Here is a 13,128-nt window from a genome sequence, read left to right as displayed (position 1 = left end):
GGGACGCATCTCCAACCGTGCGGCCTTGTGACCTACGTCCCGCCGGGTACCCGGCTGAGCGGAGTCGACCGCATAGGGTGATCATTCGGTGATCCACGCAGCATCTGCATGGGATGGCGCTGACGGCTGACCCAGCGGGCCGGAAGTGGTGGACTATGAGCCGGACGGGCCAGTCGACTATCCGGGAGCGAGGGTGACGGCGGACATGGCAGGCGAGCTGATCGGACGCGATCACCCCGCGGCGATGCTGCGCGCCCAGGTGGTGCGGACGCTGGACAGCCACGGTGGGCTGGCGCTGGTCGCCGGGGACGCCGGCATCGGCAAGACGTCGCTGGTGTCCAGCGTGGTCAAGCAGGCCCGCCGGGACGGTGCGCTGGTGCTCAGCGGCGCCTGCTGGGACTCCGGCAGCGCCCCCGGCTTCTGGCCCTGGATCCAGGTGGTCCGCGGGCTGCGGCGTTCCGGGACCACGGCCGAGTGGGAGTCGGCGCGAGCCGAGAGCGACGCGCTGTCGGTGCTGCTCGGCGAGGCGCCGCCGGTGGCGGCCGACTTCCGGCTGTACGACGCGGTGGCGTCGGCGCTGGTGGCGGTCTGTCAGCACCGTCCGGTGGTGATCGTGCTGGAGGACCTGCACTGGGCCGATCCCGCCTCGATGGAACTGCTGGACTTCGTCACCCGGCACTGCTGGATGGAGCGCATCCTGCTGATCGGCACGCTGCGCGACACCGAGGTGGACGCCGACGGTCATCCGTTGCGCCGGCTGATGGCCGTGCTGCGCAGCAAGGCGACCACCATCACGCTGACCGGCCTGGGGCTGGAGCAGGTGGCGACCCTGATGACCGCGCACACCGGCCGGGCGCCCCGGCCCGACCTGGTCGCCGAGGTGCACCGGCGCACCGGCGGAAACCCGTTCTTTGTGGAGCAGACGGTGCAGCTGCTGCATGGCGGCGACGAGATCACGACGATCCCACCGGGCGTACGGGAGGCTGTGCAGCACCGGCTGTCCCGCATGCCGGAGCCCGTCACCGGGCTGCTGCGCACCGCCGCGGTCGCCGGGCACGAGTTCCACCGGCAGGTGCTGGCCACCGCGATGCCGTCGCCGGTGTCCCACGTGGACCGGCTTCTGGAGCACGCGGTGGCGGCGCGGCTCCTGAGCCGGCTCGGCGGCGGCCGATTCGCGTTCGCACAGGATCTGGTGCGCGAGACGCTCTACGATTCCCTCGACATCGACGATGCGCGGCGCCGGCACGCCGGCATCGTGCGCGCGGTGGGCGGCGACAGCCGGCTCAGCGTCCACGTGCTGCCCGCCGAGATCGCCCGGCACGCCTATCTGGCCGGCGCAAACCTCGCGCCCGAACAGGCGGTGGACCACCTGCTGGCAGCCGCCGCGGACGCCGAGCGGCGGATGGCCACCGAGGAGTCGATCGGGCACCACCGCCGCGCGCTGGAACGCCTGCCGGAGGACGACGACACGCGGCGCGTCACGCTCGCCCTGCGCCTGGGCAGCCGGCTGCGCCGCGCGGGTGACCACGACGGCGCTTGGGAGACGTTCGAGCAGGCCGTGCCGATCGCCCGCCGGCTGGTCGACCCGGCGCTGCTGGCCCGGGTGGCGTTGACCCTGTACCGCAGCCGGGGCCTGCGGATGGATGAGTGGGACGGCACGGAACTGCTGACCGAGGCTTACCGGGCGCTCACCGACGGACGAGACGCCGACCGGCCGGACCAACCCTGGAGCGCGGACCTGCTGGTCGACAAGCTGGCCCGCGAGACCGTCGCCCGGGCCCGGGCCGATCACGACGATGACGCGCTGGCCTTCGCCCTGTGGGCGTTGCACGACGTGACGTGGGGGCCGGGCACGGCGGCCGACCGTGCCGCGCTGATCCTGGAGTTGACCGAGCTGGGGCGGCGCACCGGCAACGAGGAGATGGAGCACTTCGCGCAATCGCTGCTCTGGACGGCGCTGCTCGAGCACGGTGATCCCGGCTACCTCGCCGCGCACCGGGAGTTCCTCACCGTGGCGCGGCGTCGCAACCTGCCTCGCTATGTGGCCGGCACACTGCTCGACCAGATCATCGTCGCCATCTTCGAGGGCCGCTTCGCCGAGGCCGCGACTCTGCTGGATCATGCCTCGTCGCAGGAGGGGCTCGACCGCGACTGGGCCTTCGTCACCAACCACCTGCGCTGGGCGCTCTGGCTGCTACAGGGCCGCTACGCCGAGCTGGACGCCCTGCACTCCACGCTGGCCGACGACGGGCACCCGGACGCCGAACTGCTGGCGGCCATCACGGCTCTGTACCGCGCGGACCCGGCCCCGGCCCGGCAGTACCTGGACACGCACGGAGACCTCGCCGACTGTCCGCGCGCCTACGCCCCGCTGTGGCTGCGTTTCCGGGCGCAAGCGGCTGCGGCGGTCGGCGACTCGGAGCAGCGCGCGGAGGTCCGGGCGACGTTGCTGCCCTACCTGGGCCAATGGGCGGTCTCGCTCTACGGGTGTGACATCAGTGGCCCGTACGACCTGTGGTGCGCGGTGCTCGACGCCGCCGACCGGCGCTGGGAGGACGCGGTCACCCGGTTCACCGCGGCCCGCGACGCCGCCGACAGGCTCCGCTCACGACCCTGGTCGTTGCAGGCCCGTGCCGGCCTCGCGGAGGCGCTGATCGGGCGAGGCGGGCCCGGCGACGCCCGGCGCGCGGCCGAGCTCCTCGCCGAGGTGGCCCGGGAGGCCGAGGCCATCGGCATGTCGCACCTGGTGCGACAGGCCCGCGACGACCGGATGGCGGTGCCGGTCACGGACGTGCCGGACGACGCGGAGCCAGGGGTCTTCCGGTTCGACGGCCAGGTCTGGGAGCTGGGCTACGAGGGGCGCACCGTGCACGTGCCCGACGCCAAGGGCCTGCGCGACCTTTACCACCTGGTCAGCCGCCCCGGCCAGGAGGTGCCGGCCGCCCGGCTGTTACGGCCGGAGGGCGGTGAGGAGGTCGTAGCGGCCCGGACGATGGGCGGCGACGCGGTCCTGGACGACGAGGCGGTGGCGCGGTACCGCGACCGGCTCACCCTGCTCGACGCGGAGATCGAACGTGCCACCGACCGCGGCGAGGACGAACGCGCGGCCGCTTACGACGCGGAACGGGCCGCCCTGCTGTCGGAGCTGCGGACGGCCGTCGGTCTGGGCGGCCGCAGCCGGCGCCTGGGTGACGAGGCGGAACGGGCCCGTAAAGCGGTGACCGGCCGGATCCGGAGCACCCTGCGAAAGCTGCACCAGCTTCATCCGGCGCTGGCCGTGCACCTCGATGCCACGGTCACCACCGGCCTCACCTGTGCCTACCGGCCTCCCGTGCGGACCATGTGGAAGTTGTGAGCCGCGGATGAACCGCGGACCCCGGGCGCCGGTTGGGGGCACGACCAGCGCCCGAGTCCTTACCGGTAGGGCTTACTTGCGGTTGTAGAGGCGCACCGTCAGGGCGCCGAAGACAACCATGATCGCGGCCGACACGATCAGCACGAGCGTCACGTCGCCGGTGGTGGCAGTGCCGTTCATCAGCCCGCGGACACCGGTGGTGAGGATGGTGACCGGGTTGACGTTGACCGCCGCCTCCAGCCAGCCCGGCATCGTCTTGGGGTCGACGAAGACGTTGCTGAGGAAGGTGAGCGGGAAGATCACCATCATGCTGAAGCTCATCACCGCCTTCTCCCCGCGCATGACCAGACCCAGCACGGTCCAGACCCAGGACACCGCGAAGCAGAACGCCACCAGCAGGGCGACGCCACCGATCACGCCACTCACGCCGCCTTCCGGGCGGAACCCGAGCAGGAGGCCGAGGCCCAGGATCACCAGAGCGGCCGCCAGGTAGCGGAACGCGTCACCCAGCAGGTAACCGACCATCGGCGCCGGCCGCCAGATCGGCAGCGTCCGGAAACGATCGAAGATGCCCTTTTCCATGTCCAGGTTGATCGCGACACCCGTGTACATGGTGATCATCAGGATGCTCAGCACCATGATGCCGGGCAGGAAATACTGGATGTACTCCCGCGTGGAACCCGCCAGCGCACCACCGAACAGGTGCGTGAACATCAGGGTCAGGATGGCCGGGAAGACCGTGATGTCGACGAGCTGCTCCGGCACGTGCTTGATCTTCAGCAGCGCACGCCAGCCGAAGGTGAGCGACGCGGACAACGCGCTGGGCTTCGGCGGCCGCTCGCCGAGCTTCAGCACGGCTCCGAGCCGCTGCCCGGTGGGCACCTCTGCGGTGGCCTGCACGGACCTCTCGGTCATGGTGTTCGTCATGCCACAGCCTCCTTCTCCTTGTTGGTGGTGTCCACGGCCGGGCGACCGGTTAGAGCGAGAAAGACCTCGTCCAGGCTGGGCTGGCCGAGGGAGAAGTTGTCGACGATCACATCGGCATCGGCGAGCTTGGCCAGCGCCCGCGACGCCTGCTCGGTGGCGGCGCCACTGTCGTCCCCGGCGGGCAGCCGGGCGGTCAGGACCAACGGGTCGCTGTCTCGCTGGACAGTGGCCCGCAGCGACTCCGCGAGGGACTGCTCGGCCCGGTCGCGCTGGTTCTCGTCGCGCAGCCGCACGTGCACGGAGCCCGCGCCGACCGAAGCCTTCAACTCGCCCTTCGTCCCCTCGGCGATGACCTTGCCATGGTCGATGACCGCGATCCGGCTGGCCAGGTTGTCGGCCTCGTCCAGGTACTGCGTGGTCAGCAGCACCGTGGTGCCCAGGTCGACCACCGCTCGCACGATGTCCCACACCTGCGCGCGGCTGCGGGGATCGAGCCCGGTCGTGGGCTCGTCGAGGAAGAGCAGGTCCGGCGTGTTCAGAATGCTGGCGGCGAAGTCGAGCCGCCGCCGCATGCCGCCGGAGTACTTCTTGACCTGCCGGTCCGCCGCGTCCTCCAGGCCGAAGGCGGAAAGCATCTCCCTGGCCCGGTCAGCTGCGGCCCGCTTGCGGTAGCCCACCAGCCGGGCCAGCAGGACGAGGTTTTCAGTGCCGGTCAGGTCGTCGTCCACCGACGAGAACTGGCCGCTGAGGCTCATCCTGCTGCGCACCGCGTTGGGGTCCTGGACGACGTCGTGGCCGAACACCTCGGCCTTGCCGGCGTCGGGCCGCAGCAGCGTGGCCAGGACCCGCAGCGTCGTTGTCTTGCCGGCGCCGTTCGGGCCCAGCAGGCCGTACACGGTCCCGGCCGGCACCTGCAGGTCGATGCCGTCCAGCGCCCGTTCCTTGCCGAATGACTTGACCAGGCCGGTGGCCTCAATCGCCAGGCCCATCCTGCGATCACTCATTGCTTGCCTCGTTTCGTCGGACTAGGAAACGTACGGTCGTGCGGCCCGCGCCTTGCGGAGCGCCAGCCCCCACCAGGCGAGTTGGTTCAGCATGACCTCCGCCGTTCCGGCCTGGCCGTCGTCGCCGCGGAGCCCGCCGTCGCCGGTGAAGGTGGTCGTCAGCAGGTCGAAGCTCACGACGTCGCGCATCGTCGTCGCGTGCAGGTAGGTGAACACCGTGCGCAACTGCTCGACGGCGTGCCGGCCGGTGGAGCGGCAGCCGTACGACACGAAGCCCACCGGTTTGGCGTGCCACTCGTCATAGGCGCAGTCGATGGCCTGCTTCAGCGAGCCGGTGAAGCTGTAGTTGTACTCCGGGGTGACGATCACGAAGGCGTCCGCGTTGCCGACCCGGGACGCGAACGCCGTCATGGCATCGGTCGGCAGTTCCGGATAGCGGTTCGGGAGCTCGAAGTCCACCAGGTCGATCAGGTCGACGCCGATGTCGTCACGCTTCTCCGCCTCGGTGACGAACCACCGGCCGATCGCCTCGCCCATCCGATTTTCGCGGGTGGTGCCGATGATGACCGCGACGCGCAGGGGCGCGTGTGATGACGCGTCGGTCACCGGCCCTCCGTCCGCTTCAGTGGTCACGCAGTTAAGGCGCCAGACCCGGTCTGACATCCGCCAGATCCGATCTGACATCGCCGGTTCCGCCGCTCTCGCTGTGTGCCAACGCCCGAACAGCGCAGGGCGGAAGATGAAGCAGCCGTCGCACGCCGCCCACCATGAGACGCACCGAGCCCCCCACCGCGGGATCAAGGAGCGACCTGTGCAAAGCGATCGAGGACCGGACTCACCTGCCAAGACATCAGTCCATCTGGTGCAACAGGGCGTCTGGGAAATGCCGTTGGAATCGATGCCACTCGCCGCCGGATATCTGAAGGCGTCCGCCAACGCGGACGACGAGATCCGCAACGGCATGGACATCGAGATCCGCAACTTCCGGGGCGGCGTGACCAATGCTCACATGGCGAACGCCCTGTTCACCGAAGGCGTGCCGGACATCATCGCCTTCTCCGTCCTAGGCTGGAACGTCAACGCGTTCGGCGCGCTGGCAGCCACCTTCAAGCAGCTCAACCCGGACGGATGGGTGGTGTTCGGCGGCAACCACGTGACCTCGCAGGGCAACCGGGTGTTCCGGATGTTCCCCGAGGTCGACGTGGTGATCAACGGGGAGGGTGAGCTCACCTTCCGGGAGCTGCTGAGCGCCTATCTGGCCGGCACCAGCAAGCACGACCTGGGCGCGATCCCCGGGCTCTCGTACCAGTCCGCCGACCGCACCGTCGTCACGACCGAGGAGCGCGACCGCATCGACGACCTGGAGGTGATCCCGTCACCGTTCCTGACCGGCGCCCTGGACCTGACCGATGCGGACGGCCGATTCCGCTACGACGTGGCGCTGATGGAGACCAACCGGGGCTGTCCGTACAAGTGCTCGTTCTGCTATTGGGGCGGCGCCACTGGGCAGAAGGTGCGGGCGTTCCCGATGGACCGGCTCCGCGCGGAGCTGGAGGTGTTCGGCAAGCTCGGCGTGCACACGGTCGTGGCCTGCGACGCCAACTTCGGGATGCTGCCCGCCGACTACGACTTCGTCGAAGCGCTGATCCAGACCCGGGAGAAGTACGGGTTCCCGCGAGCGCTGGAGACCTCGTGGGCGAAGAACAAGTCCAAGACCTTCTACCGCATCGTACGGCTGATGAAGGAGGCCGGGATGAAGAGCTCATTCACCCTGGCCCTGCAGACCCTCAACGACAGCGCGCTGGTCAAGATGCGCCGCCGCAACATGAAGGTCAACGACTGGGAGGACCTGACGACCTGGCTGGCCGGCGAGGGCCTCGACTGCTACGCCGAGCTGATCTGGGGTGCGCCGGGCGAGACCATCGAGTCCTTCATGGATGGCTACGACCGGCTGGCCGAACACATGTCCCGCATCGCCGTCTACCCGATGCTGCTGCTGCCGAACACCGACTACTTCGAGAAGAAAGAGCAGTTCGGCATCAAGTCCGTCCGAGGCGACCACGACGACTTCGAGTACATCCTGGCGCACGAGACGATGACCTTCGCCGAGAACCAGCACATGCAGAAGTTCCTGTTCTGGGCCCGGGTGATCGCGGAGAATGCGGTGCTGCGGCACATCTGGGCACCGCTGCGCCGGCTGGCCGGCCTGCCACAGTCGAAGGTCCTGCTCAACCTGGAGGGATGGATCGCCGCCGCCGACGACCCGGCTGCGGATTTCCTGCGCGGCGCGCAGGCCAAGCTGGGCACGGACGGGCTGGGCGAGGCGATCAAGTTCATGTTCACCGACCCGGACGCCGAGCGGATGCTGAACCGGTGGTGGGCGGAGTCCGTGCGCCCGCTGCTGAGCGCCGACCGGGTCGCCCTGCTCGACGAGGTCTTCTGGTACGACCTGCTGACCCGCCCGGTGTACCGCGGCGACGGCGCCGCCGACGGTGCGGAACTGGAGATCGAGTCGGTGCACGGCGACGACTACTACGTCCGCCGTGCAGTGGCGATGAGGCACGACATCCCGGCCATCGTGGCGGGCCTGCGAGCCGGCCAGGACCCGGACCTGTCGGCGCGGGACTGCGCGGTGGACCTCTACTACCGGGTCGGCTCGGAATCCGCCGTGACCTCGACGAACCACGAGATCGTGGTGCACTACATGGGGTTGCCGCGCCACGAGCTGGCGCAGGGCCCCACGGGTCGCACGTTCTCCGGGCACGGTCAGGGCTGAACGACCGGGTGGCCGCCTGCTGCACGGCCACCCGGTCGGATCAGGACCGGTCGTCGATCTGCTGGATCGCCCAGGCGTTGCCGTCCGGGTCGGTGAAGTAGACGAAACCCATCTTGTCCAGCACGTCGCCGTCCTTGTAGGGGCGTTGGTTGCCGGACCGGTCGAAGACCTGGATCTCGCCGACGTCCAGGCCACGGCCGGCGAGTTCCTCGCGGGCCGCCTTCAGGTCACGCACGACGAGCTGCAGGCCCTTGAGTGAGCCCGGCTTCATGTCAACGACGTTCTTGCCGAAGCAGATGGAGCACCCGGAGCCCGGCGGGGTCGCCTGGATCACCCGGGCCTCCCCCGCCTCGGTGTCGTAGTCCATGGTGAAACCGAGCTTGTCGATGTAGAACTCGCGGGCCCGCTCCACGTCGGAGACCGGAACACACACCACCTCAAGCGTCCAGTTCATGAATCGTAGACCTCCATGCGTTCGTTGCTCGCCGTACCGCGGATGCGGCACGTGTTCGGGGCGGCGCCGCGCGTATGAGTCTGCACGCGAGCGCCTCGGTTACGCCGTGCGGCGGTCAGGCGCACCGATGGTAGCGGACTTGCCCGCTTCCGCACCGGATGACACCTCTACGGGTGGACCTCGCATGACGGAAGATGCCCGCCGTCATCGCCCGATGGGACCGTGGTCTCGCAATGTGACCACCACCGGCGCGAGGAGCATCGTGATGGCCAAGTATGTCCCCAGTTCATTGCGCGAACACTACGACGAGACGATCACCGCGGACGCGGCCACGAACCTGCCCGGGTTCAAGTCTCGGACGGTCAACTACAAGCTGGGCTACTGGGATCCGCGGCCCAACGGGGTCCGTTATCTCAAGGCGCTGATCTACCACCTGGCCGCCGGGCTCTCCCCGGAGAACCGGGAGCGCCTGCGCCGAATCCGCAACCGTGATGTCGGCGACCCGATCTCGGTGATCTACGACGGCGAGCAGGTGTGCATGGACTCACTGCTGTCGGTGCTCGAGCTGGAGTTCCTCGCCGCCGGGATGCCACTGGACGGCTTACGGGTGCTGGAGGTGGGCGGTGGCTACGGGCGCACCTGCCACGCGATGATGTCGAATCACGAGCTGGCGTCGTACGCCATCGTGGACCTTCCCCGGTCGCTGGAGCTGTCGCGCGAATACCTGCGGGCGGTCCTGGACGACCAGCGGTTCGCGCGCATCCGGTTCGTCACGCCGGACGAGGTCGACGCGCTGGCCGCGGACGGGCTCGACCTGTGTCTCGGGGTCAACGCGTTCGCCGAGATGCCGATCGACACGGTACGCGACTACCTGCGGCTGGCCGACTCGCACAGCGGCTGGTTCTACGTCCGCGACGCAGTCGGCAAGTACGCGGATCCCGGCCTCGACGGGCGCACACCGGACGACCAGGCCGCGCGAATGGCCCTGCGTAACGGCGTGTTACAGGATGTGCTCGATATCCACGACAGCGAGGCGGTGCGCGAACACTCCCGCAAATTCGTCGCCGCGTACCGGCCCGGGCCCGGCTGGACCTGCGCCGCCGACGCCTGGGCGCCACCGTGGAGCTTCTTCTGGCAGGCGCTGTACCGGGCGGACCGGGCGGCATGATCCCACTGTTCAAGGTCGCCATGTCGGACGAGGCGGGCGACCGGGTCGCCGAGGTGCTGCGCAGCGGCCGGGTGGAGCACGGGCCGGCGGTGAGCGCGTTCGAGGACACGCTCGCGGCCCGGATCGGCAACCCGCGGGTGCTCGCCACCAACAGCGGGACGTCGGCTCTGCACCTCGCGCTGGACCTGCTGACCCGCCAGCACGGCGGCCGGAGCGCCGACGGTGAGGTGCTCAGCACGCCGCTGACGTTCGAGGGCACGAACTGGCCGATCCTGGCCAACGGACTGCGCATCCGGTGGGTGGACGTGGACCCGGACACCCTGACCATGGACCTGGACGACCTGGCGCGCAAGATCACCCCGCGGACCCGGGCGATCATGACGGTGCACTGGGCCGGGTACCTGATGGACCTGGACCGGCTCGACCGGGTACTGGACGACGCGCAGGCCCGGCTGGGCTTTCGGCCCCGCGTGGTGGAGGACTGCGCACAGGCCTGGGCGGCCCGCTACCGCGGCCGGCCGCTGGGCAACCACGGTCACCTCAGCGTCTTCAGCTTCGGCGCGCTCAAGCCGCTGACCTGCGGCAGCGGCGGCCTGCTCGTGCTGCCCGACGACGACCTGCACGAGCGGGGGCGGCGGCGGCGGTGGTTCGGCATCAACCGCGGCGAGGATCGGGCCACCGGCGAGTACGACGTGGCGGACTGGGGCTACCGGTTCTACATGAACGATGTCGCGGCCGCGATCGGGCTCGCCAACCTCGAGCGCGTCGACGAGTTGGTGGAACGCAACCGCCGCAACGCCGCGTACTTCGACCGGGAGCTGGCCGGGATACCGGGCCTGCGGCTGACCGCGCGTTTCGCCGACCACACGCCGTCGTGCTGGGTGTACCCGGTGCTGGTGGCGGACCGGCCGGCGTTCGCCCGCCGGATGCACGAGGCGGGGATCGCCACCAGCGTCATCTCGCGGCGCAACGACGAGCACAGTTGTGTGGCGTCGATGCGCGAGCCGCTGCCCGGCCTGGACGCGGTGATGCCGGCGGTGGCGTACCTGCCGGTCGGCTGGTGGCTGTCGGACACCGACCGCGACCACATCGTCCGGACGGTGCGCGCCGGCTGGTGATCCGCCGGTGAACGGCGCCGTCTCCGTACAGGAGGCGGCGCTGTCGCGTGTGCGGACCCGGTGCACATGCGGACCCGGTGCACAGCGCGACGCCGGCCGGGCTCGGGCCCGGCCGGCGCGCATGTCGTGCGTCAGGCCGCGGCGCCCTCCCTGGCGGGCAGGGCCGCCGCCAGCAGATTCTGCGTGACCTTCCAGACCAGCTCGGGGTGCATCAGCGACTCCGGCGGGTCCACCAGGCTGGCCGTGCGCAGGAACGCTTCGGTGACGCTGCTGTCGCGGGTGGCCACGTCGTGCAACTGCTTCATGTAGGCCAGCATGATCAGCACCTGCGGGGGCCGCTCGCCCTCGACCCCCGGGTAGCTCAGGTTGATGGTCTCGGTCATCTGCCATGCCGGATCGACGATCCGGCCGACCTCCGCCATGAACTCGACCGAGTCGATCGGCCCGCCGGCGCGCAGGCGATCACGCATGGCCAGCGCCTGCAGGGCCGCCAGCGTCTGCGCCTGCGCGAACACCGGATTCGGCGTGCAGACCGCGTCGCCCACCACGACCAGACCGGCGGGGAACCGCTCCAGGCTCTCGAACCGCCGGCGCAGGGTGGTCGGGAACCGGAACAGCACCGGGTCGTTGACCGGCTCCGCGTCGATGATCATGTCGTAGATCTCCGTCGCGGCCAGCGACTTGATGAAGGAGTTGAAGCCCTCGTCGTCCAGCGGCGGGTGATCGCCGAGGATGCCGTAGGTGGTCAGCTCGACCAGGCCGTCGTCGGTACGGGTACAGATCGCCCCGCGCGGCGACTCGGCCGAGGCGACGCAGACGATCGAGTGGTCGGTGCCGAACCGGTTGGTCGCACCCAGCCGGTAGTGCCGGGTGGCGTAACCGAGGCCCATCTTGGTGCCTTCCTCCGGCGCCCTCCCGTAGCCGGTCGCCTCCAGCCACAGCGGTGACCGCGAGCCACGGCCGGTGGCGTCCACCACCAGATCGGCCTCGATCACCTGCTCGGGAGCGTCGACGTCGCCGGTGGGCTGCACCCGGACCCCGGTCACCCGGGAGTTGTCAGCGGTGAACACCAGGCCGTTGATGTCGTGCCGTTCCATGATCCGTACGTTGGGCATGGCCTGGATGCGCTCGCGCAGGTGCACCTCCATGATGGGCCGCCGGGCGGCCACGTTGCTCAGGCCGGCACGCTGCTGCGCCAGCCGCTTGCCGTTGAAGTACCACCGCACCGTGCCGGCCAGGTCGGTCTGCGGACAGCCGGCGCTGATCATCTCCGCTGTGATCTCCGGGAACAGGTCCTCCATCGCACGCGCACCGCGCGCCAGCAAGCCGTTGATGTGGCGGGCCTGCGGCGAACCGCGACGGACCTCACGCACCCCGATCAGTTCGTCGCGGTCAACGACGATCACTTCACGGTAGGCCTCGGCCAGTGGGCTGACGGCGAACAGGCCCGTCACGCTACCGCCGAGCACGATCGCACGGTCGCCGACATAGTTCTTCATCACTCGGTCGTTCCTCCTCCGCGGGCGGTACCCGCACTGGGCCGGCTGAACATCAGGCGATCGCCGCCGTGTGACGGCTGATCGTGTCGTGCAGTGCCGGGGCGAAGGCGCCGGTCATATCGGCCACCCCGGCGGGAGGTGAAGAGTTGCGGGTGTAACCGACGCTGCCGACGATGCCGTCGGACGAGTCCAGCTCAAGGCCGAGCAGCAGCCCGTCGGGGATCTGGGAGCCCACCGGCGCGGAGACCGGGCGGCAGCGCAACGCCGTCCAGCGCACCTCGCCGACCTGGTCGTCGAGCAGCAGGAACGGCACCGGCGGGGGTCGGCCGCCTTACAGACCGCCACCTGGGCGGCCGGGCGGCCGGCGCGGAAGGCGTCCGCGATCTCGGTGATGCCGTCCGCGAACAGGTTGTCCCCCAGGTGGCCGACGAAGTCGTCGTCGCCGAGGAACCCCTCAGCGGTACGCACGGCATGCGCGAGCCCGGCCGGGTGACCCTGCTCGACGTGGGTGATCCGCAGGCCCAGCCGTGCGCCGTCGCCCACCGCCGCCCGGATCTGATCGCCCTGCGCCCCCATGACGATGCCGGTATCGGTGATGCCGAGCGTGCGCACCTGATGCAGAACATGCTCCAGCAACGGGCGGCCGGCAACCGGCATCAACTGTTTGGGAACGGAGTGGCTGGACGGCCGCAACCGGGTTCCCGACCCTCCGGAAAGCACCAATGCCTTCATGGCACAGAACTCCTCAAGGGCTTCACGAATCAAGCGCCATGGCATTGATTGTGGGTGGTCGTCCGGGCCGATTCCGCCTTCTACCGTGCGCGTTC

10 protein-coding genes and 1 pseudogene are annotated in these 13,128 nt (G+C 69.8%); 4 read left to right on the top strand and 7 right to left on the bottom strand.

Translation table 11 applies throughout. The annotated features are described in order from the left end of the window. The first annotated feature begins 205 nt into the window (after positions 1–205). The gene (locus O7608_RS09420) at positions 206–3,355 is read left to right on the top strand and encodes an AAA family ATPase (protein WP_289209567.1); all 3,150 of its coding nucleotides are present in this window, start codon (positions 206–208) and stop codon (positions 3,353–3,355) included. Positions 3,356–3,427: 72 nt separating this feature from the next. On the opposite strand, the gene O7608_RS09415 is transcribed toward O7608_RS09420, so the two are convergent. The 3 genes from O7608_RS09415 to O7608_RS09405 are packed head-to-tail and all read right to left on the bottom strand — an operon-like array spanning position 3,428 to position 5,949. Then, positions 3,428–4,282: an ABC transporter permease gene (locus O7608_RS09415; RefSeq protein ID WP_502959192.1), complete on the bottom strand. Its 855-nt coding sequence runs from the start codon at positions 4,280–4,282 to the stop codon at positions 3,428–3,430. Next, a complete protein-coding gene (locus tag O7608_RS09410) occupies positions 4,279–5,286 on the bottom strand; it encodes an ATP-binding cassette domain-containing protein (protein WP_289209566.1) in 1,008 nt (335 codons plus the stop codon). Before O7608_RS09410 ends, O7608_RS09415 begins: the two co-directional genes overlap by 4 nt. A gap of 21 nt (positions 5,287–5,307) precedes the next feature. Beyond that, complete coding sequence (locus O7608_RS09405) at positions 5,308–5,949, bottom strand: NADPH-dependent FMN reductase (protein ID WP_289209565.1); 642 nt, start codon at positions 5,947–5,949, stop codon at positions 5,308–5,310. Positions 5,950–6,097: 148 nt separating this feature from the next. Between O7608_RS09405 and O7608_RS09400 the strand changes: the two genes are divergently transcribed. After that, complete coding sequence (locus O7608_RS09400; RefSeq protein WP_502959191.1) at positions 6,098–8,062, top strand: KedN5 family methylcobalamin-dependent radical SAM C-methyltransferase; 1,965 nt, start codon at positions 6,098–6,100, stop codon at positions 8,060–8,062. Positions 8,063–8,102: 40 nt separating this feature from the next. Here O7608_RS09400 and O7608_RS09395 read toward each other — a convergent pair whose 3' ends face one another. Further along, positions 8,103–8,516: a VOC family protein gene (locus O7608_RS09395; RefSeq protein ID WP_289209563.1), complete on the bottom strand. Its 414-nt coding sequence runs from the start codon at positions 8,514–8,516 to the stop codon at positions 8,103–8,105. Positions 8,517–8,778: 262 nt separating this feature from the next. Between O7608_RS09395 and O7608_RS09390 the strand changes: the two genes are divergently transcribed. Next, the gene (locus O7608_RS09390; protein WP_289209562.1) at positions 8,779–9,684 is read left to right on the top strand and encodes a putative sugar O-methyltransferase; all 906 of its coding nucleotides are present in this window, start codon (positions 8,779–8,781) and stop codon (positions 9,682–9,684) included. After that, entirely contained in the window at positions 9,681–10,802 is a 1,122-nt protein-coding gene (locus tag O7608_RS09385; protein WP_289209561.1) for a DegT/DnrJ/EryC1/StrS family aminotransferase, read from the top strand. The genes O7608_RS09390 and O7608_RS09385 overlap by 4 nt, the downstream gene beginning before the upstream one ends. 131 nt (positions 10,803–10,933) lie before the next feature. Here O7608_RS09385 and O7608_RS09380 read toward each other — a convergent pair whose 3' ends face one another. From O7608_RS09380 to O7608_RS09370, 3 genes and pseudogenes are all read right to left on the bottom strand, one after another. After that, positions 10,934–12,301, bottom strand: a complete 1,368-nt coding sequence (locus O7608_RS09380; protein ID WP_289209560.1) for an NAD(P)/FAD-dependent oxidoreductase — start codon at positions 12,299–12,301, stop codon at positions 10,934–10,936. A gap of 52 nt (positions 12,302–12,353) precedes the next feature. Next, complete coding sequence (locus O7608_RS09375) at positions 12,354–12,614, bottom strand: hypothetical protein (protein WP_289211157.1); 261 nt, start codon at positions 12,612–12,614, stop codon at positions 12,354–12,356. A gap of 2 nt (positions 12,615–12,616) precedes the next feature. Next, a pseudogene (locus O7608_RS09370) lies at positions 12,617–13,033 on the bottom strand (sugar phosphate nucleotidyltransferase); the annotation flags it as partial. Positions 13,034–13,128 lie beyond the last annotated feature (95 nt).

Source organism: Solwaraspora sp. WMMA2056, assembly GCF_030345095.1.
GTDB lineage: Bacteria > Actinomycetota > Actinomycetes > Mycobacteriales > Micromonosporaceae > Micromonospora_E.
This window is presented reverse-complemented; position numbering and strand designations above follow the sequence as displayed.

Coding starts and splice junctions, on each gene's coding strand:
- O7608_RS09420 (WP_289209567.1), top strand. CDS start 206: ATGGCAGGCGAGCTGATCGGACGCGATCACCCCGCGGCGATGCTGCGC.
- O7608_RS09410 (WP_289209566.1), bottom strand. CDS start 5,286: ATGAGTGATCGCAGGATGGGCCTGGCGATTGAGGCCACCGGCCTGGTC.
- O7608_RS09385 (WP_289209561.1), top strand. CDS start 9,681: ATGATCCCACTGTTCAAGGTCGCCATGTCGGACGAGGCGGGCGACCGG.
- O7608_RS09405 (WP_289209565.1), bottom strand. CDS start 5,949: ATGTCAGACCGGGTCTGGCGCCTTAACTGCGTGACCACTGAAGCGGAC.
- O7608_RS09395 (WP_289209563.1), bottom strand. CDS start 8,516: ATGAACTGGACGCTTGAGGTGGTGTGTGTTCCGGTCTCCGACGTGGAG.
- O7608_RS09380 (WP_289209560.1), bottom strand. CDS start 12,301: ATGAAGAACTATGTCGGCGACCGTGCGATCGTGCTCGGCGGTAGCGTG.
- O7608_RS09415 (WP_502959192.1), bottom strand. CDS start 4,282: ATGACGAACACCATGACCGAGAGGTCCGTGCAGGCCACCGCAGAGGTG.